The sequence below is a fragment of the Comamonas testosteroni genome (assembly GCF_030505195.1).
Classification (GTDB): Bacteria; Pseudomonadota; Gammaproteobacteria; order Burkholderiales; family Burkholderiaceae_C; genus Comamonas; species Comamonas testosteroni_G.
In genome coordinates this window covers 5,103,012-5,124,576 of the sequence record NZ_CP129672.1, presented here as the reverse complement: position 1 = coordinate 5,124,576, position 21,565 = coordinate 5,103,012, and the positions used below count along the sequence as shown (strand labels likewise).

At 60.5% G+C, this 21,565-nt stretch carries 27 protein-coding genes, 1 tRNA gene and 1 pseudogene; 22 read left to right on the top strand and 7 right to left on the bottom strand.

The genetic code is table 11. The annotated features are described in order from the left end of the window. Positions 1–176 precede the first annotated feature (176 nt). Positions 177–253: transfer RNA gene (locus QYQ99_RS23615), tRNA-Val, on the top strand. 136 nt (positions 254–389) lie between these two features. On the opposite strand, the gene QYQ99_RS23610 is transcribed toward QYQ99_RS23615, so the two are convergent. After that, on the bottom strand, positions 390–839 hold the full coding sequence (locus QYQ99_RS23610) for an SRPBCC family protein (RefSeq protein ID WP_302090274.1): 450 nt from the start codon (positions 837–839) through the stop codon (positions 390–392). 52 nt (positions 840–891) lie between these two features. After that, positions 892–1,218, bottom strand: a complete 327-nt coding sequence (locus QYQ99_RS23605) for a hypothetical protein (protein ID WP_302090273.1) — start codon at positions 1,216–1,218, stop codon at positions 892–894. Positions 1,219–1,415: 197 nt separating this feature from the next. On the opposite strand from QYQ99_RS23605, the gene QYQ99_RS23600 reads away from it, so the two are divergent. Beyond that, positions 1,416–2,255 carry a CHAD domain-containing protein gene (locus tag QYQ99_RS23600; protein ID WP_302090272.1) on the top strand — a complete coding sequence of 280 codons (840 nt, stop codon included), beginning with the start codon at positions 1,416–1,418 and terminating at the stop codon, positions 2,253–2,255. A 21-nt stretch (positions 2,256–2,276) separates the two neighbouring features. Here QYQ99_RS23600 and dkgB read toward each other — a convergent pair whose 3' ends face one another. After that, positions 2,277–3,083 carry a 2,5-didehydrogluconate reductase DkgB gene (gene dkgB, locus QYQ99_RS23595; protein WP_302090271.1) on the bottom strand — a complete coding sequence of 269 codons (807 nt, stop codon included), beginning with the start codon at positions 3,081–3,083 and terminating at the stop codon, positions 2,277–2,279. Between the two features lie 147 nt (positions 3,084–3,230). After that, complete coding sequence (locus tag QYQ99_RS23590) at positions 3,231–3,485, bottom strand: hypothetical protein (RefSeq protein ID WP_302090270.1); 255 nt, start codon at positions 3,483–3,485, stop codon at positions 3,231–3,233. Between QYQ99_RS23590 and QYQ99_RS23585 the strand changes: the two genes are divergently transcribed. From QYQ99_RS23585 to adk, 6 genes are all read left to right on the top strand, one after another. Continuing rightward, positions 3,475–4,377: a LysR family transcriptional regulator gene (locus tag QYQ99_RS23585; RefSeq protein ID WP_302090269.1), complete on the top strand. Its 903-nt coding sequence runs from the start codon at positions 3,475–3,477 to the stop codon at positions 4,375–4,377. The two genes, QYQ99_RS23590 and QYQ99_RS23585, sit on opposite strands and share 11 nt — an antisense overlap. A gap of 223 nt (positions 4,378–4,600) precedes the next feature. Beyond that, positions 4,601–6,010, top strand: coding sequence for a GntP family permease (locus QYQ99_RS23580; RefSeq protein ID WP_302090268.1), 1,410 nt, complete (start codon positions 4,601–4,603; stop codon positions 6,008–6,010). A 95-nt stretch (positions 6,011–6,105) separates the two neighbouring features. Then, entirely contained in the window at positions 6,106–7,149 is a 1,044-nt protein-coding gene (gene lpxK, locus QYQ99_RS23575) for a tetraacyldisaccharide 4'-kinase (RefSeq protein ID WP_302090267.1), read from the top strand. 96 nt (positions 7,150–7,245) lie between these two features. Then, positions 7,246–7,437 carry a Trm112 family protein gene (locus QYQ99_RS23570; protein WP_003054006.1) on the top strand — a complete coding sequence of 64 codons (192 nt, stop codon included), beginning with the start codon at positions 7,246–7,248 and terminating at the stop codon, positions 7,435–7,437. Positions 7,438–7,440: 3 nt separating this feature from the next. Continuing rightward, positions 7,441–8,217 carry a 3-deoxy-manno-octulosonate cytidylyltransferase gene (gene kdsB / locus QYQ99_RS23565; RefSeq protein WP_302090266.1) on the top strand — a complete coding sequence of 259 codons (777 nt, stop codon included), beginning with the start codon at positions 7,441–7,443 and terminating at the stop codon, positions 8,215–8,217. Between the two features lie 390 nt (positions 8,218–8,607). Further along, the gene (gene adk / locus QYQ99_RS23560; protein ID WP_003054002.1) at positions 8,608–9,264 is read left to right on the top strand and encodes an adenylate kinase; all 657 of its coding nucleotides are present in this window, start codon (positions 8,608–8,610) and stop codon (positions 9,262–9,264) included. Positions 9,265–9,556: 292 nt separating this feature from the next. Here the strand turns inward: adk and QYQ99_RS23555 are convergent, their stop codons facing one another. After that, entirely contained in the window at positions 9,557–10,540 is a 984-nt protein-coding gene (locus QYQ99_RS23555; RefSeq protein ID WP_302090265.1) for an asparaginase, read from the bottom strand. 82 nt (positions 10,541–10,622) lie between these two features. On the opposite strand from QYQ99_RS23555, the gene lexA reads away from it, so the two are divergent. The 4 genes from lexA to QYQ99_RS23535 all read left to right on the top strand — a co-directional run bounded on the left by lexA (position 10,623) and on the right by QYQ99_RS23535 (position 13,149). Continuing rightward, entirely contained in the window at positions 10,623–11,294 is a 672-nt protein-coding gene (lexA, locus tag QYQ99_RS23550) for a transcriptional repressor LexA (RefSeq protein ID WP_302090264.1), read from the top strand. Between the two features lie 169 nt (positions 11,295–11,463). Continuing rightward, on the top strand, positions 11,464–11,886 hold the full coding sequence (locus tag QYQ99_RS23545; RefSeq protein WP_304351266.1) for a hypothetical protein: 423 nt from the start codon (positions 11,464–11,466) through the stop codon (positions 11,884–11,886). A gap of 411 nt (positions 11,887–12,297) precedes the next feature. Then, positions 12,298–12,543 (top strand): hypothetical protein, encoded by a 246-nt coding sequence (locus QYQ99_RS23540; protein WP_302090262.1) that lies wholly within the window; start codon positions 12,298–12,300, stop codon positions 12,541–12,543. Positions 12,544–12,687: 144 nt separating this feature from the next. Further along, positions 12,688–13,149 (top strand): universal stress protein, encoded by a 462-nt coding sequence (locus tag QYQ99_RS23535; protein WP_302090261.1) that lies wholly within the window; start codon positions 12,688–12,690, stop codon positions 13,147–13,149. A gap of 307 nt (positions 13,150–13,456) precedes the next feature. On the opposite strand, the gene QYQ99_RS23530 is transcribed toward QYQ99_RS23535, so the two are convergent. After that, complete coding sequence (locus QYQ99_RS23530; RefSeq protein ID WP_302090260.1) at positions 13,457–13,840, bottom strand: hypothetical protein; 384 nt, start codon at positions 13,838–13,840, stop codon at positions 13,457–13,459. Between the two features lie 304 nt (positions 13,841–14,144). On the opposite strand from QYQ99_RS23530, the gene QYQ99_RS23525 reads away from it, so the two are divergent. From QYQ99_RS23525 to QYQ99_RS28395, 5 genes and pseudogenes are all read left to right on the top strand, one after another. Continuing rightward, on the top strand, positions 14,145–14,537 hold the full coding sequence (locus QYQ99_RS23525) for a hypothetical protein (RefSeq protein ID WP_302090259.1): 393 nt from the start codon (positions 14,145–14,147) through the stop codon (positions 14,535–14,537). Between the two features lie 18 nt (positions 14,538–14,555). After that, positions 14,556–14,864 (top strand): hypothetical protein, encoded by a 309-nt coding sequence (locus tag QYQ99_RS23520; RefSeq protein WP_003053988.1) that lies wholly within the window; start codon positions 14,556–14,558, stop codon positions 14,862–14,864. Between the two features lie 95 nt (positions 14,865–14,959). Then, complete coding sequence (locus QYQ99_RS23515) at positions 14,960–15,364, top strand: DNA breaking-rejoining protein (RefSeq protein ID WP_182283205.1); 405 nt, start codon at positions 14,960–14,962, stop codon at positions 15,362–15,364. 84 nt (positions 15,365–15,448) lie between these two features. Continuing rightward, a complete protein-coding gene (locus QYQ99_RS23510) occupies positions 15,449–16,090 on the top strand; it encodes an FABP family protein (protein ID WP_003053984.1) in 642 nt (213 codons plus the stop codon). After that, positions 16,087–16,203 (top strand): annotated as a pseudogene (locus QYQ99_RS28395) (Rha family transcriptional regulator); the annotation flags it as partial. The gene QYQ99_RS23510 and the pseudogene QYQ99_RS28395, both read left to right, overlap by 4 nt. Positions 16,204–16,250: 47 nt before the next feature. Here QYQ99_RS28395 and QYQ99_RS23505 read toward each other — a convergent pair. Continuing rightward, positions 16,251–16,394, bottom strand: a complete 144-nt coding sequence (locus QYQ99_RS23505) for a hypothetical protein (RefSeq protein WP_302090258.1) — start codon at positions 16,392–16,394, stop codon at positions 16,251–16,253. Positions 16,395–16,740: 346 nt separating this feature from the next. On the opposite strand from QYQ99_RS23505, the gene QYQ99_RS23500 reads away from it, so the two are divergent. The 5 genes from QYQ99_RS23500 (at position 16,741) to QYQ99_RS23480 (ending at position 21,539) form a co-directional block, all read left to right on the top strand. Then, a complete protein-coding gene (locus QYQ99_RS23500) occupies positions 16,741–17,187 on the top strand; it encodes a universal stress protein (protein WP_302090257.1) in 447 nt (148 codons plus the stop codon). Between the two features lie 196 nt (positions 17,188–17,383). Continuing rightward, positions 17,384–18,862: a metal-dependent hydrolase family protein gene (locus QYQ99_RS23495; RefSeq protein ID WP_302090256.1), complete on the top strand. Its 1,479-nt coding sequence runs from the start codon at positions 17,384–17,386 to the stop codon at positions 18,860–18,862. A gap of 9 nt (positions 18,863–18,871) precedes the next feature. Next, complete coding sequence (locus QYQ99_RS23490; RefSeq protein WP_302090255.1) at positions 18,872–19,633, top strand: YfaZ family outer membrane protein; 762 nt, start codon at positions 18,872–18,874, stop codon at positions 19,631–19,633. Positions 19,634–19,975: 342 nt separating this feature from the next. After that, complete coding sequence (locus QYQ99_RS23485; RefSeq protein ID WP_302090254.1) at positions 19,976–20,836, top strand: hypothetical protein; 861 nt, start codon at positions 19,976–19,978, stop codon at positions 20,834–20,836. A gap of 130 nt (positions 20,837–20,966) precedes the next feature. Beyond that, entirely contained in the window at positions 20,967–21,539 is a 573-nt protein-coding gene (locus QYQ99_RS23480) for a hypothetical protein (RefSeq protein ID WP_302090253.1), read from the top strand. Positions 21,540–21,565 lie beyond the last annotated feature (26 nt).

Here is a 21,565-nt window from a genome sequence, read left to right as displayed (position 1 = left end):
GGGGTTGCCGATTCAATTGATGGAACACACATCAAAGTTTAGTAGCGAATCAGCGGCACCCCGCCAAGCCCAGGCCCGGGTGGCGGATCGAAAAAAAATGGGCCTCCAACGCAAAAAAGTCGCGACTTTGCCCAAACCACCATTTTTCCACTGCTAGAATTCATCCCATCGACGACAGGCGCGTAGCTCAGCTGGTTAGAGCACCACCTTGACATGGTGGGGGTCGTTGGTTCGAGTCCAATCGCGCCTACCAAACATCGCAAGCAAAACCAGAGCTTGCAAGCAAGACAGCCCGCTGCAAAGCGGGCTTTTTTGTGCCTGCTTCTCTCTTGCATCACCGCAGCATGGAGCACGCCATGCATTGACCTCGGGTCGCCCTCTGCGCGGCTTTACGTTCCGTCAGGGATGGTCGGCTCCACGAGGAGGGCAAGCAGCTGCAGCGACTCCTGCCAGCCCAGATAGCAGGCTCCTTCGGGAATCATGTCGGGAACGCCCTCCTGCACCACATGCAGCTCGGTGCCGCAAAACACGGCTTTCAGTTCCACGGTGGTGATCATCTCGCCCGGCAGATTCGGGTCCTCGAAGCGGTCGGTATGGCGTATGCGCTGGTTCGGCACCAGCTCGAGAAACTCGCCGCCAAAGCTGTTTCGACTGTTGGCAGAAAAATTGATGAAGCTCATGCGGTAGCGACCGCCCACACGGGCGTCAAATTCATGCACCTGCGCCGCGAAACCATGAGGCGGCAGCCACTTGACCATGGCCTCGGGGCTCGTGAAGGCCCGGTAGACCCGCTCGGGCGGGGCCTTGATCACACGATGCAGTCGAATGGTCTGTGGCATGCGAGACTCCTGAGATAGGGGCATCTAGCTTAGTCCTCATCGCTGCGGCTGGCTACCAGGCTTTCATGGACGCATTCATCAATCGCCTCTTCGGCGCAACGCCGCCACGGATATCCAACGGACAAGCCGCTGCGGCTCCGCCCCCAACAAACCCCTTGAATGATTCGCCGACATTGAGCAGATGGCTGTCCATGGCGTGCGATGACGAGATCGTCGTCGATGCTGCATGGCCGCCTGCGCCGTCGACCCTGGGGCGAAGCTTGCATCCATTGCCGCAGATATTGTCAAAAAGGACTTGTTCAATGCCGAGTAGGGCCAGGCCGGGCCGGATGAGCTCTGTGAAAAGCCGGCTTAGAGCTTGGCCATGTTCGTCGCCCATCTGTCACAGCCTGATCTTCTGGCTCTACGCAACCCGAGCCGCTACCAATCTGGACGCGCAACTGCCAGAATTCAGGAACGAGCCCATACGGCCTGGAGCACGGAACATGGCACACTATGGCGAACACTGGCGTATGCCGCACCACATTGCGCGTCGCCGCCTGTCGCAGCCTCATGACAACGGCCCCAGGAGTTCGTATGGGCAAAGGCAAACCAGACGCCATAGTGGCGTTTTCAGCTATTGCATCCCCGCTTGTCGACTCGGCAGTCGAACAGGCCCGGCTGATAGCCCAAGCACCCGCCGTCGAGGGCATCCATCAGTTGCGCGTCACATTGCGCAGCCTGCTGACGCTGTGGTGGTTTTACCGGCCTCTGATGGAGGCGAGAAAGTACGCACTGCAGCGCAGCAGCCTGAAATCGATTGCCTGCGCTGCAGGCATGGCCCGCGATTACGACATTCTGATCGAGCTGCTAAGGCGAAACGACAAATGCAGCGCGGCCGACATTGCGGCCCTATCGGCCGCCCGCGAATCCGCTCTGCAGGCTGGCCGGGAAATACTTTCGCCCCCTCACGTACAGACATGCTTGCAGGAAGCTCTTGCGCAAGCTTCAGCAAGCTTGGGCCCTGGGTCCGGCCAGCCGCGACTGCGGGCTCTTGCACAGGCCCGGGTTGCACAAGCAGCGAAACAGCTACGCCGACGCACCAAGCGGGCGATCACCGCCGGCAAGCCAGACCTTGAAGCCTTTCACGATGTCAGAAAAGCCGGCAAGAAAACACGTTATCTGCTGGAGCTGTTCGGGCCCCTGCTGCCCGCAGACCATCGCCGCCTGCTCAAGCGACTCCAGAAAATCCAGCAGCCGCTTGGCGAGTTGAATGACTTTGCTGTCAGCGAAAGCCTGCTCAGGCAGAACCCGCGCCTGATCCCGTCTCCAGATCAGGCGAAAGAAATAAGACGCTGGCTCAGAAAAAAACGCAAACACCGCCTGAGCGCCCTCTCCTGCTTGCTGCGCAAGGATCAGACACTCAAGCAGGCTTAAACGCTCATGACGGCGCCGTTCTCAGTCCCACACAGGAGCCAGACCTTCGGGGCTGACTTCGCGGCCGTTGCGCTCCAGCGCCGCGATCAGCGCCATGTCTTCGGCATCCAGCCTGAGGTCGCGCGCCAGCAGATTGCTGGCCAGGTTCTCGCGCTTGGTGGATGACGGGATCACCGCATAACCCAGCTGCAGCGCCCAGGCCAGCGCCACCTGCGCCACCGTGGCCTGGTGCTTGCCCGCAATCTGCGCCAGCACCGGGTCCTTGAGCACCTTGCCGTAGGCCAGGGTCATGTAGGAAGTGACCTGAATGCCCTGCTCCTTGAGGAAGGCCGTCAGCTTGCGGCCTTGCAGATAGGGGCTAAGTTCGATCTGGTTGGTGGCAATCTCGCCCTGGCCCACGGCGGCGATGGCCTGGCGGGTCAGCTCGACATTGAAGTTGGAAATGCCGATCTGACGGGTCAGACCCCTGGCCTTGGCCTGGGCCAGCGCGTCCATGTACTCGGACAGGTCCACGCCGTTGCCGGGTGCGGGCCAGTGGATCAGGGTCAGGTCCACATAGTCGCTGCGCAGTTTCCTGAGGCTGTCCTGCAGGCTGGGGATCAGCTTGGCGCGGCTGTAGTTGTCGGTCCAGATCTTGGTTGTGACAAACAGATCGCTGCGCGCCAGACCGCTGTCGGCAATGGCCTGGCCGACTTCGGCTTCGTTGCCATAGATCTGCGCCGTGTCGACTGCGCGGTAGCCCACATCGAGTGCATTGCGCACCGAATCGATCACGGTCTGACCGGAGAGGCGGAAGGTACCGACGCCGAAGGAAGGAATATGGTTCATGAATTAACTCCTGAATGAGATTGAAGGCGGCAGCCGGTCCGCAGCTTGCATGTCTGCACTCCGAAGCAGCCTTCCCGACGCCTGAAGTTTGCCCAACTCATATTTGTAGATTAAGCCCTGTATTTCATAAATTCTTTTGAAATAAAATCAAATATAAAAACTCGAATCTTGCGCCAGCAGTGACTGATCTCCATCACCTTTGATGGCAACACGCGTCCCACCAGACATGCCTGTCATGCCCGCCGCAGGAATGCGGGCTTGCACGCCATCGGCAATGCGCCGGCGCCCAGGGTGAACAGCGCCACAGACGAGTTCCCAGGGCTGAGCACTCGGTTGATATTTGCAGATCAGGCTTTGGAATTCCCTCGATTTTCTTGAACTGAATCCAACAATGAAGACCACGCTCGACGAATTGCAGGCCTTTGTGGCCGTCGTGGACACGGGCACCATCACAGCCGCTTCGGAGCTGCTGGGCCTGACGATTTCAGCCACCAGCCGTACGCTGGGGCGTCTGGAAGAAAAGCTGCAGACCACGCTGCTGCGCCGCACCACCAGGCGCCTGCAACTCACCGAGGAAGGCGCCACTTTTTTGCAGCATGCCCGCGCCATTCTTGCATCGGTCGACGAAGCGGAGGAGCTGATGGCAGCGCGACGCATGCGGCCGGCGGGAAGATTGCGTGTCGATGCGGCCACCCCCTTCATGCTGCATGTGCTGGTGCCGCTGATCGCGGGATTTCGCTCGCGCTATCCCGACGTCGAGCTCGAGCTGAACTCCAACGAAGGCATCATCGACCTGCTCGAGAGGCGCACCGATGTGGCATTTCGCATCGGCGTGCTCAAGGACTCCACGCTGCATGCCCGCCCGGTGGGCATCAGCCGCATACGCGTGCTGGCCAGCCCTGCCTATCTCAAGCGCCATGGCACACCGGTCAATGCGACCCAGCTCGCCCAGCACAGCCTGCTGGGCTTTACCCAGCCCGAGTCGCTCAACGACTGGCCGCTGCGCGACGCCGACGGCAATGCCATACGCATTCGCCCTGACATTGCCTCCTCCAGCGGCGAGACGCTCAGGCAGATGGCGCTGGCCGGCCTGGGCATCGTCTGCCTGTCGGACTTCATGACGCGCGCAGACCGCGAGCAAGGTAGTCTGGTGCCGCTGTTCGGCAAGCAGACGCTGGATATCTGTCAGCCCATCAATGCGGTCTACTATCGAAACACCGCGCTGGCGGCGCGCATCACCTGCTTTGTGGACCATGTGGTGGAAACGCTGGGCAGCCGCCCTTTCGAGACCTGAGCGGCGCGAGCCGGCCCGGCGGCTGTCACACCTGTGTCGCGATGAAGCTGCGCACTGGGCCTGCTGCGCAGCAGCTCTCGACGAGAGCTATATCGCCGCAGCAGAGCGCGCCATGGCAGGACGGAAGAATCGAGCTTCCGCGGCGGGCTCCTGCCGGCTCGGCACAGACTGCGCTGCTTTTACTTGAACGCCGTAACTAGACGGTTTGCTTAGGGAGGTGCATGTGATCAGCATTTTGGGCATCGTTCTTTCACTCGGTCTACTCATCACTTTGGCCTATCGCGGCGTCAGCGTGCTGCTGCTGGCGCCACTGACAGCCCTGCTGGCCGTAGCCGTCAGTGCACCGTGGCTGATGCTGGCCAGCTACACCCAGATCTTCATGGTCAGCCTTGGCGGCTTTGTCATCGCCTACTTTCCGCTGTTCTTGCTGGGCGCGGTCTTCGGCAAGCTCATGGAAGCTTCGGGTGCGGCTCACATCATTGCCCAGGGCATTGCGGCAGCACTGGGCGAGCGGCGCGCCATACTCGCCGTGGTGCTGGCCTGTGCCGTTCTCACCTACGGCGGCGTTTCCTTGTTTGTCGTGGCCTTTGCGGTATATCCCATCGCCCTGGCGCTTTTTAGGCGTGCCGACATCCCGCGCCGCCTCATGCCGGCCACGATTGCGCTGGGAGCCTTCACCTTCACCATGACGGCGCTGCCCGGCACGCCGGCCATCCAGAACGCGATTCCCATGCCCTATTTCGGCACCACGCCGTTTGCCGCGCCGGGGCTGGGCCTGATCGCCGCAGCCGTGATGCTGATGCTCGGCCTGTGCTGGCTGCACTGGCGCAGCGCGCAAGCGCGCTCCAGAGGCGAAGGCTTTACCGCCGGGGATGAAGCACAGCAGCCGGCAGACAAACTTGCTCCAGCGGCAGAGGCCACCCCCAGCCATCTGGAGCTGGGCAAGGCCTTGCTGCCTGTTGCCGTGGTGATCGCTCTGAACTATCTTTTATCCGTGCATGTGCTTCCGGGGCTGGACACGCGCTATCTGGCCGAAGCCCGTTTCGGCGCCACCAGCATCGAGGCGCTGCGCGGCATCTGGGCCGTGATTGCGGCCCTGACCGCAGCAATCTGCCTGTTGGTCGCCATGTGGTGGAGCCACCTGCCACAGCTCAAGCAACTGCTCGACGAAGGTGCCAGCGCCTCGGCCCTGCCGCTGCTGAACACAGCCTCCCAGGTCGGTTATGGTGCGGTCATCGCCTCGCTGGCAGGCTTCACGCTGATACGCGATGCGGTGCTGAACATCTACCCGGACAACCCGCTGATCTCGATGTCGATCGCCATCAATATTCTGGCCGGCATCACCGGCTCGGCCTCGGGCGGCATGAGTATCGCCCTGCAGACCCTGGGCAGCACCTGGCTGCAGATGGGCGAGGCTGCAGGCCTGTCGCCTCAGCTGCTGCACCGCGTCACGGCCGTGGCCACAGGCGGACTGGACACTTTGCCGCACAACGGCGCCGTCATCACCCTGCTGGGCATCTGCGGGCTCACGCATCGGCAGTCCTATCTGGACATTGCCATGGTGGCCATAGCCCCTGCCGTCGCTGCCCTTGCCGTCATCGTGGCGCTGGGCAGCCTGTTTGGCAGCTTTTGATCCCAAGCTCCCGGGATCAGAGCCCAGGTATTTGCGCATTGCGCAGGCCGGTTGGCGGCGGGAACTGTGGCCGCGCCCGTATGATCCGAACCCCTATGCCTCAAAACACCGTCCAAGCATCCTCCTCGCAACATGGCTTGCGCGCCCTCTGGCGCCAGCGTGGAGCAGGCGCCTGGCTGCTGTGGCCGCTATCGCTGGTCTATGGAATGCTGCAGGCCTGGAATGCACGGCGCATGCGCAGCCGCCAGCAAAGCACCGGTGTGCCAGTCATCGTCGTTGGCAATGTGATTGCAGGCGGCGCGGGCAAGACCCCCGTGACTCAGGCCGTGGTGGCCCACCTCAAGGCCAGAGGCTGGCAGCCGGCCATCATCTCGCGCGGTTATGGCCGCAGGATAGAGAGCGGGCAGGATTGCCGCGAGGCCCTGCCCGACAGCCCCGCCAGCGAAGTCGGCGACGAACCCGCCTTGCTGGCGCGCAGCACCGGCGTGCCGGTCTTTGTTGCCTCCAGACGTCTGCAGGCGGCGCAAGCGCTGCGCCAGCGCTACCCGCAGGTCGATGTGATCGTGAGCGACGACGGCCTGCAACATCTAGCCCTGGCACGCGATGTGGAGTTGTGCGTCTTCAATGATGAAGGAGTCGGCAACGGCTTTTTGCTGCCCGCAGGCCCGCTGCGCGAGCCCTGGCCTCGCCCGGTGACGGCCACACTGCATGCCGGCCAGCCGCCCAGGCCGCTGGGCACGTCCCCGGCGTTCGCGCTGCAGCGCAACCTGGCCGAGACCGCCTACAACGGCCATGGTCAGAGCATCCCGCTGCGCAGCCTGGCCGCTCAGAGCCCGGAGGCCGTGGCCGCCGTGGCACGCCCCGAGTCCTTTTTTGCCATGCTGGCCGCGCAGGGCATCACTGCGGCGGCAACCCAGGCCCTGCCCGATCACTATGATTTCGAGAGCTTCTCGCGCAAGCTGGAAAACGACAAACCCTTGATTTGCACCGAAAAAGATGCCGTCAAACTCTGGCGCAGCCATCCTGAGGCCTGGGCTGTGCCCCTTGAGCTGCAGCTGCCGCAGGCCTTCTGGGAGCTGCTGGATGCACAGCTGGCCAAGGCCAACGCCAATATTCGCCGCGGTGGCAAGCCAGGCTGACTATCATTGGGCCTATGGATCAACAGCGTTTGATCACCTCTTTTTGCAGCGCCAGCTCACTGCCGGCGCCCTCATCCCGTTTTGCAGGAATACTCCATGGACGCCAAACTTCTCGAACTGCTGGTCTGCCCCGTCACCAAGGGCCCGCTGCGCTTTGACCGCGAGCATCAGGAGCTGATCAGCCACAGCGCGCGTCTGGCCTATCCCGTGCGCGACGGCATCCCGGTGCTGCTGGAAAACGAAGCCCGCACCCTGTCCGACGACGAGCTGGAAGAAGAAAAGCAGTAACCCATGAGCTATACGGTACTGATCCCGGCCCGCCTGTCCTCGACCCGTCTGCCCGGCAAGCCGCTGGCCGATATTGCCGGCTTGCCGATGGTGGTTCGTGTGGCCCAGCGCGCGGCTCTGGCCGGTGCAGCCCGCTGCGTGGTGGCGGCCGACGACGAAAGCATTGTCGCGGCCTGCGCCCGGCATGACGTCCAGGCCATCCTGACGCGCAAGGATCATCCCAGCGGCAGCGACCGTCTGGCCGAAGCCTGTGAGCAACTGGGCCTGTCCGGCGACGATGTGGTCGTCAATGTGCAGGGCGACGAGCCGCTGATCGACCCCAAGCTCATCGAGGCCGTGGCACAACTGCTGCTGGCACGCCCCGAAGCCAGCATGGGCACGGCAGCCCATCCTATTGACAGCCTGACGGATTACCGCAACCCGAATGTGGTGAAGGTGGTCTGTGACGCAAAGGGTCTGGCCAGCTATTTCAGCCGCGCGCCCATCCCTTTCTCGCGCGACCATGGCGATGAAGCCTGGTGGCAGACGGCGGCCCCCCAGGCCGGTCACACAGGCTTCACACCGCTGCGCCATATTGGCATCTACAGCTACAAGGCAGGTTTTCTGCGCGAGTTCCCACAACTGGCACCCGCGCCCACCGAAGCCATGGAGCAGCTGGAGCAGTTGCGCGCCCTCTGGCACGGCCACCGCATTGCCGTGCATATCACGCCCGATGCACCGGGTGCCGGCGTGGACACGCCCGAAGACCTTGAGCGCGTGCGTGCTGTTTTTGCTGTTTGAGAAAAAGACCTGCGCACTTTGGCGACACTGGTGCGCAGGCCGTCTTCATCCAGGGCTGCTCACGCATCCAGCCGGCAGCAGCCCCGTCGGCCAGAGCCATCCCAAAGGGCCCCAGGCCAGTCCAGGAAAGCGCTGATCGCTATACTTTCCGCATAGTCCGAATAGCATATGTAACGGCTTGGGCACCTGGATTACAACTACAGCAATCGCGTTTGCAGCGGATACATGCCCTCAATTGGCCGCACTTGTGACAGCCTTGACTGAATTGTGTAAGCCTGTGTTGGTCTTGTGCATGCTATCCTTGCCCGCGAAAAAATACTGCCCGGGGACTACGGACGACCACCCGTCCGCCTGGGCCAACAAGAATTTCTACTCTCCTCAAGGATTTCCATGAAACTGATTTTGTTGGGTGCACCCGGCGCAGGCAAAGGCACTCAGGCGGCCTTTATTTGCCAAAAGTACGGTATCCCTCAAATCTCCACGGGCGACATGCTGCGCGCCGCCGTCAAGGCTGGCACCCCTCTGGGTCTGCAAGCCAAGGCCGTGATGGACGCCGGCCAGTTGGTCAGCGACGATCTGATCATCAACCTGGTCAAGGAACGCATTGCACAGCCCGACTGCGCCAAGGGTTTCCTGTTTGACGGCTTCCCCCGCACCATCCCCCAGGCCGACGCCATGAAGGCTGCCGGCGTGAAGCTGGACTATGTGCTGGAAATCGATGTGCCCTTCGACGCCATCATCGAACGCATGAGCGGCCGCCGCAGCCACCCCGCATCGGGCCGCACCTACCACGTCAAGTTCAATCCTCCCAAGGTGGAAGGCAAGGACGATGTGACCGGTGAAGACCTGGTGCAGCGCGAAGACGACAAAGAAGAAACCGTCAAGAAGCGCCTGGACGTCTACAGCAACCAGACCCGTCCTCTGGTGGACTACTACAGCAACTGGGCCAAGGCCGATGCGGCAGCGGCCCCCAAGTACCGCGCCATCAGCGGCACAGGCAGCGTGGAAGAGATCACCGAACGCGCTCTGGCCGCTCTGGCCTCCTGATCGCCCTGATCACTCGCGCATGCGAGCCTTGCCGACTTTTCGCGGTCGGGCATTTCTGCGCGCAAAAAGGCCGGTGTCTTCACCGGCCTTTTTTGTTCTCGAACCTCAAGCTCCTGGCCATTCGGCCGGCATCCGTCCGATGCGGCATCCGTCCGATGTGGCAAGCTGCACCGTGGCGGAGTCGCGGCCATCACTATTCATAGCTGCCTGCGCTTATTCTCATTGAGTTTCAGACAAATAACATCATACATTCCCCGTATCACATGGGATTTAAGCTCTTAAAACAGGAGCATCAAACCAATGCGCGAGGCCAGCCCATCAGCTCCAGCATCAGGCTGATTCTGGCCTTGGCCGCAGGCAGACTGCTCACGCGGCTATCCCGTGCACCCTGAGCCTGCACCACCTGCCCCTCCTCGCACCGGGTTGTGATACGCAAAGTCATGCCCTGCGCCTGCGCCCAGTTCAGGGCCGGCTCCAATGCCTGATGGACCGTGCCATTGCCCGTTCCCACCACCACCACGGCACGCACGCCTTGCGCATGCCAGGCCTGCATTACCGCCAGCGCCACGGCACTGTTGCAGCCGGCATGGCTGTGCAACAGCTCCACCTGGGGCCATTGAGCTGCGGGCGGTAAAGCGATCTCAGGCAAGCCAGCCGAAGCAGCCATGGGCAGTCCGCCCGTTGCCCAGCGCAGCCGCCCCTCTTCCACCCAACCCTGCGGACCGGCGCCGCCTCCATCAAAGGCATCCACACGGTAGGGATGCACCTTGCGCACCTGGCGCGCGCTGAACACCCGGCCCGCCACCACGGCAAGCACACCGCGGCCAGCAGCCTGCGTATCGGCCGCACAGGCCACGGCATCACGCAGATTGCCCGGGCCGTCTGCCGAAATGGCTGTAGCCGGGCGCATGGCGCAAGTCAACACCACGGGCTTAGTCGGGCGCAGGACACATTGCAGAAACCAGGCGGTTTCCTCCAGTGTGTCTGTGCCGTGGGTGATGACAATGCCGCTCACATCATCACGCGCGAGCAGCTCTGCACAGCGCAGCGCGAGTGCATGCCAGGTTGCGTGATCCATATCCTTGCTGTCCAGCTGCGCCAGTTGCTCCGCCTGCAAAGATGCAGCAGCAACGCGCTCCAGGTCCGGCACAGCCTGCAGCAGCTGGACCACACCCAGTTCGGCCGCACGGTAGCCCACGCTGGTGCCAGCCTGCTCTGCAACACCGGCAATCGTGCCACCGGTGCCCAGGATGACGATATTTTTGTCACGTTCCACTTGCAGTCCTCTTCAAACTGATTAAAAATACAGGTACTGGATGAACACACAGTATTCATCATTGATCGATCAAGGAATGCCCATGGACCACCCCAAGCTCACTCCCCGCCAGCAGCAGATTCTGGACCTCATCCAGTCCACCATCGCTCGCACGGGTGCACCCCCGACCCGGGCCGAGATTGCCAGTACCTTTGGCTTCAAGTCGGCCAATGCTGCAGAAGAGCATTTGCAGGCACTGGCCCGCAAGGGCGTCATCGATCTGGTCAGCGGCACATCGCGCGGCATTCGCCTGCGCGCCGATACCGTGCGCACCATCAATGCGGCACGCGGTGCCAGCTTTGCGCTGCCGCTCGCGGCTCTGGCACCGCTGGTGCTTCCCCTGGTCGGCCGCGTCGCTGCCGGCTCGCCCATTCTGGCCCAGGAACATATTGATCAGAGCTATTCGGTCGAGCCCAGCCTGTTTGCCGCCAAGCCCGATTACCTGCTCAAAGTGCGTGGCATGTCCATGCGTGACGCGGGCATCATGGACGGCGACCTGCTGGCGGTACAGGCTACTCATGAAGCGCGCAACGGCCAGATTGTGGTGGCCCGCCTCGGTGATGACGTTACCGTCAAGCGCTTCAAGCGCACGCCTCAGGGCATCGAGCTGCTGCCCGAGAACCCCGACTACAAGATCATTCACGTCGATCCTGAAGAGTCATTCGCCATCGAAGGCCTGGCCGTAGGCCTTATCCGCAACAGCATGTTCATGTAACGGGCAGACGGCGTCCGTCCGTCCATGCAGCGCAGGCACTGAGCCTCTTTCCCTCTCAAGCCCAGGCCGTAGGCGCGAAGCCGTTGAGCTTCGCCCTGGGCGGAGCTTTGCCGCAAGAATGCAATCCTGCCCTTATTCATGCCGCAAGGTCATCAAAAGGAGTTGCCAAATGGGATTCGCCACATCACTGCAGACTTTGACACGCCTGACTCTGAAGAGCCTGCCTGCCACGCTGTCGCTCAACCCGAACTTCAGCTCCGATGACGCAAGCAAAGCCGCTGCACAACCCGTATCGTTCACTACCAATCGTCCAAAGGCGAAGCAGATCAGCATTCCCGTCATGCGCGCCAACCGCGGCCGCAGTCGTCCAGGCAGCAATACACTTTATCCTCAGGCCTTTGCAGCGCCCCCAGAGCTGCAATCGCTGGTAACCGATGAGTCGACGCCAGCTGCTTCTCCGCGACTTCTCAAAATCGTGCAGCGAGAACCGCGCAAGCAGCCCGAATGCCTGCTGATCTGCGGACGCATGGCCGATGTCTGCGCCGCGCTGGAGCGTATGGCACTCCATGAGCAAACAGCCCCGCAAGTCTGAAAGCACAGTGAGGTTTGACGGCCTGCGCTTATGCAGCCCGAGCCGCGATAGGCCTGCAGGCGATGCAACATAGCTTCGATATGCATCCAACAGAAAGCCATCTCAACGCTCCTGGCACATCGGCCGGCAGATACGGCGCCAGACAACTCTGCCAACAGCGCATCGGCGAAAAAATCGATATCGCCAGAGCAGGCCCTCTGCATTCGCGCCGAACGATCTGGATCGCCATGTAAATTTTTTGCGGACGTTCTGCCTGGGCCTGTTGGCGGAACGCATTTCGCACAAGCCTCGCAGCCTTCAGAACTCCTTGTCAGGCGCGAATATTTGTCAGAACGGATACCCGAATCAGGGTATTGCGGCACCTCTTCGACAGTGGAAACATTCATATACACATGTCAACGAGGGCGTCTTATGAGTGCCTACCGCAAGCTCTTGCAGCACATACAGGCCAAAGACGCCAATGGAGGCCTGCGCCTGATTCTGGTCTATCAGAGTTTTGATGAGGTCGACATGCCGCATGGCATCTCCATACGCCCCTCTGCCATTTACTTTGAAACTGCCGATCACCAAAAGGTCAACTGGCTCAATCCACAGCAATTCGAGATAGAGGCCACTGGCGAAATCCTCAATCGCATTCCTCCCTCGCCCGAGGAATGAGACAACTCGATGCGACCGCCCCTCGTTACAGAGTCTTACCTCCTGTCTACAACTGTGCTGCATGCAAGAACTAGGCATTGCGCGGCTCGAAATATTGGAATAGATTAATTCTCAGGCACATATCTCGGCATCAGGAGGCTGAACATGTTCAAGCACCTGCTCATTCCCACCGATGGCACCAAACTGTCAGAGGCTGCCGTGCGTGCAGGCGTTCTACTTGCACGTGAACAAGGCGCCAAAGTGACCAGCCTTTATGTCATGCCCGATTACCGCGCCATCATCTACGGCGCAGACGCGCTGTTGACTTACAACAGCGCGGAGTTCGAGCGAAGTGCCAACAGCGATGCAGATGCGGCTTTGCAGTTCGTTGACCAGATTGCCAGGCCTGAAGGCGTACCTTGCAACTTTGTGCGCGTCACCCACGCCTCTGTTTACCAAGCCATTGTTCAACAGGCTCAGGAATTGCAATGCGACCTGATTTGCATGGCTTCACACGGTCGCAAAGGTATCGGCGGAATTTTGCTGGGCAGCGAAACCCAACGCGTTCTGACGCACAGCCATATCCCGGTGCTGGTACACCGGCCCGCCTCCACCGGCAAACATTAAGGAGCCAGAAATACCGAATAGCAGTCCTGCATGTCGCACGCTTGCCTCGATACAAGATGGGCTCAAGCGACTTGCAGGTCATGGCTACAAAATGCAGGCCAGCCAGTCAGAAGTTGCTGGCCTCCCCCGATGGGGCAACCTGTCAACCGTTCAAACGCGTCAGCAACAGTGCAAGAGCGATAAACGGCGATTGAGGCCAAGGTAAGGCCTCTGCCAACTATTCAAATGCATTGACTGTGTGAGCTGCAGAACCGGATCGAGAGGACCCCAAAACTTGCCCGCCTTGCGCGGGCATTTTTTTTGGCTGCTATGCGCATCGCTCCGATACTTCTCCCAATCGCTCACGGTGCCCAGGCAAGGTGAACAGAATCTGGAGATTCTGCGAGTCCATTTGCTGCACCACGATGGAGCCGTCTTCGTGCAGATAGATCCGCACGGTGTGTGCATCATCCAGATCCCAGTGTGCAACGCTCGTATTCACCCCCCGCCAGCCATGCTCCTCGCACAGCCGACGCCGACGCAAGGCCTTCAAAAATTCCGGCGAGGCACCAAGCTCTGCATTGGTTTGCACCCAGCTGTCGATCACCAACTCATAAGCCATCTGCTGCGTATGGCAAGGCTTGGCCAGCTTCATATGTCTGATCCAGGCATCCAGACGGGAGGCAAAAGTGTATTGCAGGTGGTGGGACATGGGCTTTTTTGTAATTCAGTAGGACATCGGGCTAGAACGCCACTTGCACATCAAAATCAGAATTTTCCTACGCCCAATTTACCGAAAAGTGCAGCAGAAACAAAATCTACATCACCAACAGGTTCAGGGTTTAACACTGCTTGATGACTGACCTGAGAGACGACTGGCAAAGTGAGAATGGCCAGAGCCACGGTGAACCCTGAGCCTGCACGGTGACATATCTCAAGGATTGAATAAGCCGGCTTTCGGACGCTTGCCAGCTGTTCAGCCACCGCTTTGCCAGGTATTTCGGGAGTGCCTGTCGATGACTTGCTTGCTGGAATTCAGGCAAGGCGATTCAGCCATCCTTTCAATGACTCAGGACTCAAGCATCGACATCCTGAAATTCAATGCTCCCCTTCTAAAAATTGCCATCATCAGGCAACTTCTACGCTCAAACCCATGCCAGCTCAAGATAGATTTCATTAAAAAAATCTATCTTTTCACTCAGTTACTTAGCACGGCCACTTCATCAAGAAAAGATGACAGCTGCACCGGCAAAGCACCTCCTCTGCGCTTCAAAGAAGCTCACACATCAGATCTGTTCTATCCATTAGCGAGATCTGTAAGTGCCTACATACTTTCTTACATCCGCTTGATACAACATCAGTCAAATGCAATGAAATGTCAGCTCGCAGGTCCTGCGGCAAGTCGTTGAGCAACAGGGAGTGTCGTCATGAGAAAAGTTAATCCTGCCGCCAAGAACGCGAACCGCGCTTTTGTTCGTCTGCACACGTATGTGACCAAGCAATTCGACTGGGATCTCTTCACCAAGGACTACCGTGTAGTCCTGCACACAGACGAGGACGGAGGCGTCACGCTCTACATCGTCAAGGTCTTCGACAAGGATGGACAGCCTGCCGCACTAGGGCCAAAGATACCCAACCAGATTACGTTCTCTTACCGTCAGGCTCCCATCATGTCGGTATGGACAGAGTTCTTCAACGACGGCAAATTCAGTTGGCGCAATGTCTCCTGCCGCTAGGGCGCGGCGGTGGGGGATGAAGGCCTGGCTGTCGACATAGACACCCGCCGCTGCGCCAGGAGCGCCATCCTGTCCAACACATTCAGGAGAGTTGCATGACCCGCTTCCAACCGATGCTTGCAACTGCTGCCCTGCTCAGTCTCATGACCCTACACCTCAGCAGCAGCTCCATGGCACAGGCCGCCTTTACAACCCCGGGCGGCTACACCAACTCCTATAGCGGCCAGATCACGGGCAACGGCATCGTGCAATACGGGCTCGAAACGCGGCCCTTCCAGCGCATGACCGTCACGCTCAACACCAACAACCCGTCCAGCCAGATGAACGTCTTCAAGGACGGCTCTGCCCAGCCTCTATGCCAAGGCTCTGCCAACAACAACATCTGCACCTTCCGCATCGAGCGTGGAGCCAGCTACCGCGTGCTGATCTTCCTCACGCGTGAAGCAGCCCTGCGCGGCGAAAGCGCACGCTTTACGCTTACCACCGAAGAAAGCACCTGACGGCTTGACTGCCAACAAGAACACCTTAGTCCGTGGCTTGTAAACTGGCTCTAACAGATTCAAAGTGAAAGCCCGTTACACGATATGGAAAACTTTCCCAAAGACATCTACACCGAGCCTACGCCCGATGTGAATACCCTGGCCAACCTCGGCCCCCTCACCGGAATGGCCGGCGTCTGGACCGGCAAGCGCGGCCTGGACATCAACCCCAAGGCTGACGGGCCCGAAAAGCAGGCCTTTATCGAGCACATGGAGTGCCAGCCCATCGATGCGCAAACCAACGGCCCCCAGCTCTTCTATGGCCTGCGCTACCACACACGCATCGTCAAGCCCGACGACGTGGAAACCTTTCACGACCAGGTCGGTTACTGGCTGTGGGAGCCTGCCACCGGCAACATCATCCAGACCCTGACCATCCCGCGCGGGCAGACCGCCATGGCCACAGGCAAGACCACGGCCGATGCCACCAGCTTCACCCTCAGGGCCGAGCGCGGCTCCACCGTCAACGGCATCTCCAGCAACCCGTTTCTGGAGCATGCCTTCAGAACCGACGCCTATACCATCACCGTCACCAAGCACTCAGACGGCACCTGGTCCTACGAGCAGGAAACCACATTGACCATCCCCGGTCAGAGCGAGCCTTTTGCCCATACCGACCGCAACACCTTGCACAAGATTGGCGAGCCCACGCCCAACCCAACGGCAAGGGCCGCAGTTGAAATCTGATTAGCGCTCTCAAGGGACTCCACGCCACGGCCGAATTCACCGGCTCCACAGGGCGCACACGCCCCGATTACCGCATCGTCCGCGATGGCCTTACGCTGCTGGTCATGGACCTTACGGGCAAGAAGGCGCTTGCCCGCACACTGGCCTATATAGATGTCTTTCAACGCATGGAGACCATTCGCAGCAAGCTGTCGGCATTCGGCACATGGCGCTGGCCTTCAATCTGGTCGCGAAGGCTGCGGTGCAGGTGCACCGCACTGCCTTCAAGACTTTGATACAGGGCGATGCCGACAAATGACAGCACAGCCGCCACCTACTGAACCTGGATTACGGCCCCCCTGCGCCATGCACAGTCGATTGCGACCGACCTGATGTCGGCCTCCTTCGACAGCCTGCCAACCGGCCACAGCCGCGGGGCATGCTGCGCATGACGTTCGGATAGTCTGTTTTTGATAGCTTCTAACGCTTTATGGATAAGGGCTTGAGGCAGATTTTACTCGCACCTTTATCAATTTGATTTCCATCAATAAACCATCTGAATACTCATTTCAAGGTGTTGCACTAGCAGCCCTGAAGTGTGAGTATGAGTTTGATGATAGGTCGAATTGATTTGGCAACAAGACGCGCACCAATGCGCAAGGAGGCTGGATATGTTCAAGCACATTTTGATTCCTACGGACGGCTCGAAACTCTCTGAGGCCGCGCTGCGCGCAGGGATACAGCTGGCGAAGGAACAAGGCGCACAGGTGACGGCGCTGTATGTGATGCCGGATTACGCAGCCATGATTTACGGAGCCGAGGCGCTGATCGCCTACAACTCTGCAGAGTTCGACAAGAGCGCCCAGAAGGAAGCAGATCAGGTGTTGCAAGCTGCCCTGGGCATTGCCAAAACCGAGGGCGTGGCCTGCCAAACGGTGCGGGTAACAAATATCTCCATCAATCAGGCCATCATCAAGCAGGCGCAGGAGGGTAACTGCGATCTGATCTGCATGGCATCACACGGCCGCAAGGGCATTGCCGGCATTTTGCTGGGCAGCGAGACCCAGCGCGTACTGGTCAACAGCAGCATTCCGGTGCTGGTGCATCGCCCGGTTTAAGCATGATCGACTGCAGCGCAGCCACTTCCCGGCCGCTCTCATACTGCAAACAACGCCCCATCGCCCTCGTGCGGTGGGGCGCTTTTTCATGGGCCGATCGTCGCGTAACATCGGCGCATCAAATTGTGAATCTTCGGTTCCATTTGTCACGCCTGCCGCGGCGTCTTTGTTCATTCAGCACAAGGGGAGAGAGCAGATGAGCAACGCAATCGCTACTGACGTCGACCTGGCCTGGAAGGCCGGCCCGATTCGCCCCAGAGCCTGCACCTGCGGCAGCGTGGTGTGTCAATTGCTGCATGAGCGGGTAATGACTGATATGTCGCGCCGCATGTTTGTGGGCGGAGTGGCCGCTATGATGGCGCCGTTCGTAGGCCTGCATGCGGCCGAGCCCGGTGCTGGCGGCACGCCCAAGCAGGCCGACCGCCCCGTGTTGCTGACCAATCTGCGCCTGTTTGACGGCACGGGCAAGTCCGTGCGCCAGGGCGTGCAGGTGCTGATCCAGGGCAAGGTGATTGCTGCCCTGCCCTCTGCCGGCGAGAAGGTGGAAGGCGCCCAGGTGATCGATTGCCAGGGCAAGCTGGTGATGCCGGGCATGATCGATACGCACTGGCACACCATGCTGGCGGCCGTGCCGCAGATGACGGCCATGACGGCAGATCTGGGCTATCTGTACATCTGCGCCGCACAAGAGGCGCAGCGCACACTGATGCGCGGCTTCACCTCGGTACGCGATGCGGGAGGGCCAGCCTTTGCGCTCAAGCGCGCGATCGACGAGGGCATGGTGCCGGGCCCGCGCATCTACCCCAGCGGGGCAATGATTTCTCAGACTTCGGGCCATGGCGACTTCCGCCTGCGCAGCGATATCCCACGTGCGGCGAACGAGTCGCTGAGCATGGTGGAGCAAGTCGGCGTGGCCATGATTGCGGATGGCGAGACCGAGGTGCTGCGCCGCGTGCGAGAGCAGTTGATGCTGGGCGCCTCGCAGATCAAGATGCTGGCGGGCGGCGGCGTGGCATCGCTGTACGACCCGCTGGACAGCACCCAGTTCACCGAGAAGGAACTGCGCGCCGGCGTGGAAGCCGCCGCAGACTGGAACACCTATGTGATGTCGCATGTTTACACGCCCAAAGGCATCAAACGGGCCATCAAGGCGGGCGTGAAGAGCATTGAACACGGCCAGTTGGCCGACGAGGAAAGCGTGCGCATGATGCGCGACGAGGGTGTGTGGTGGAGCCTGCAGCCGTTTCTGCAGGACGAGGACAGCAACGTATACCCCGATGCCACACGCCAAGAGAGCCAATCGCGCGTGGCCCAGGGCACAGTGCGCGCCTATGAGATGGCGCAGAAGTACGGCATCAAGACCGGCTGGGGCACGGACGTTCTTTTCAACCCCAAGGGCACAGTCACTCAGGGCAGGCAACTGGCCAAGCTGACGCGCTTTTACGACCCCATGACGCTGCTGAAGCAGGCCACAGGCACCAACGGCGAGCTCCTGGCCCTGTCGGGCGAGCGCAACCCCTACCCCCAGCCGCTGGGCCGCATCGCCGCTGGCGCATTTGCCGATCTTCTGGTGGCCGATGGCGACCCGACGGTGAATCTGGACTTCCTGAGCAACCCGGAACAGAACCTGCGCCTGATCATGAAGGACGGCAAGGTGTACAAGAACACGCTGTAAGGCAGACAAATGATCCAGCACATCAACACCACTGCGGGCATGGCAGCGGCGGCGCTGGCCGTGGGCCTGCTGGCAGGCACGCAGGCCTGGGCGCAGGATAAGGCGGCGGCCGATGCATGGCGCTATCAGCTCACGCCCTATGTGTGGATGACGGGGCTGGACGGCAGCGTCCGCCCATTCAGGGGCGCGCCCACCGTGACCGTGAACAAGTCGTTCTCGGACATTCTGGAGAGTCTGGACGCTGCAGCCTTTGTGAACGGCACGGCGCGCAAGGGGCAATATGTGCTGCAGGGCGACTTCAGCTACGCGGCCACATCGGACCAGGCCGCCCTGCCCCTGGGCCTTAGTGCCAATGCCAAGATTCGTCAGACCTCGCTGACTATGACGGGCGGGTACAACTGGATGCTGAGCCCTCAATCGAGCTTCGACCTGATGGCCGGCCTGCGCCTGTGGCAGATCAAGGCCGAAGTGAATGTGCCAGGGGTAGGTTCGGCGCAATCCAACACCTCGTTCGTCGACCCCGTGGTCGCCGCACGCTGGCGCTACGACATTGCGCCACGCTGGTCCAGCTTGCTGTATGCCGATATGGGCGGGCTGGATGTGGGCTCGAAGTTCACCTGGCAGGTTCATGCCTCGGTGAACTACCAGGTCAAGGAAAACATTTTTGTGTCCGTAGGCTACCGCCACCTGAGCGTGGACTACCGTGACAATGGCAAGCGACTGGACTTCAGCCAGAGCGGCCCGATCGTCGGAGCGACGCTCAGGTTCTGATCACCACCAGCGGATAGACAATACCCAGCCCGGCAGACCAGCGGTCTGCAATGCCACATACAGCAATCGCTGCGGGCGAACCGTGCTGCATCAGGCCCTCAGTAGCGCTGGTTTAACTGGTGTGCGATCTCACTCAGTTTCAGCGCATGGAGTCTCCTCAACCACATGAGGAGTCTGAGCCTGAAAAAGTGCTCGCAACACCACCACAGCGTAAACCTGGGGCGTGCGCACTCATTGCTGTAGTCCGCCTTTCTTTGCTCCGTCAACCGCCCGCGCCGGGCGACAATGTCAAAGCCTCACCAACTGAGTAAAACAAGAAATCCGACAGGCCACGAGGCATCAATGAATCGCACCGAATTTCTGCAACAGCCCGAAGTCATAGGCTTTACCGACTGGCTTGCAGCCACACTCCCCCAGCGGCAGGTTCAGTTGAACATTCGCTCTTCCAGCTACGTACCCAAGGGCTTGACAGCCGCCACCCGTTTTGCCGATCTGGTACCTCGCCACTACCGCTGGCGAGCGACTGGCCTCGTAACGGGCGACTGGGCCGAGTCGTGCATCAAGACAAGCGCTCTTTCTGCCAAGCTGCGCGCTGCCGTACAGGCCAACGATGCGACAGCCACCCTGGCCGCCTGTAGCGATGTGCTGGACTGGGGCGGCGAGCGCAACCCCAAGGAAGGCGCGCGGCCCTTTCTTTTGGGCCTTGGCACTAACATCAGCCACTACATTGCCCAGACCCACCGGGAAATGGCACTTGGCTCGGCCAGCCTGAGCGCCGGCTTTCCGACCGTGCGGCTCATGAACTCCATGCTCACCAAGGTGCACGCCTTTTATTCGGCCGAAGGCTTGCCCATCTATGACTCACGGGTCAGCGCCGCAGCGGCTGCTCTGGTGGAGCTCTGGCGCCGCAGCAGCGGCACGTCCCACCTGCCCGATACGCTGAGCTTCCCGCTGGCCGGCGGCAGCCAGAAGCCCCAGCACAAACTGGCTTGCCTCTTTGACCAGCCACCGTCGCCGGGCACCCTGCTCTACGCCAGCCAAAGCACGCCCCAGCGCTGGGCTGGTGCCAAGGTGCGACTGGCCTGGGTAATGGCCGAAACCCTGCGCAAGACCCCCAGCCTGTTTTCAGGCCAGCCCGATCGCATGCGCGCCATGGAAGCTTCACTCTTCATGGTGGGTTACGACCTGAACTGCCTGGCCTGAACAGAAAACCCCTGCCAACCAGTAGCTGCGAGGCTTTTCTCCGCACCCAGGAATTTAGGTCAAATAGGCCTGCAGCGCCTATCCACCAAACGCCGCAGGCTATCAAAACGGCTAGCGCTGGGAAAAGCCAATGGGCCTGTCGAATGCGGACAAGGGCAAAACGGCAAGGCTGGCTGCAATCACGGCAGCGCCCTTCACCAAAGCACAAGGCCAGCCGGTGGACCCGATTCAGGGTGCTGCGGTTGGAGCGACTTGCATCGTGGAGGCAGCGACTGCAATCCTGAGTGAGCCCGAGACCCACCACATCCTGCTGCGTGTCCGGATGAATACTGTGAGGAATATCGAGAGTTCCGCCTCAAACGTAAACCAAATGCTACGTCATGGCCATGAACTCACAAAATTCAGCGTTGCGCCACGTTCTCCTACAGAAGGGTTTTCCATGACTCGACGACCATGCACCCACAGCAAGCCAACCCGGTTTGCTGGTCACCAACCTGAAGGAGTGAAGGACATGACGCAACAAGCGAACCAGCAGCACAGCCCCAGCCAACAGGACAAGCAGCAGCAGCAAAACCCTGGGCAACGCCAGCCAGGCCAGAGCACCAGTCAGCCCGGCCAGCAGCAACAGCAAACCCCGGGACAGCAGAAGAACCCTGCTCAGCAACAGCATCCAGGGCAGCAGCACAAAACGCCTCAGCAGTGAAAGTCAGCGCCTCAGCGCTGGCCCAC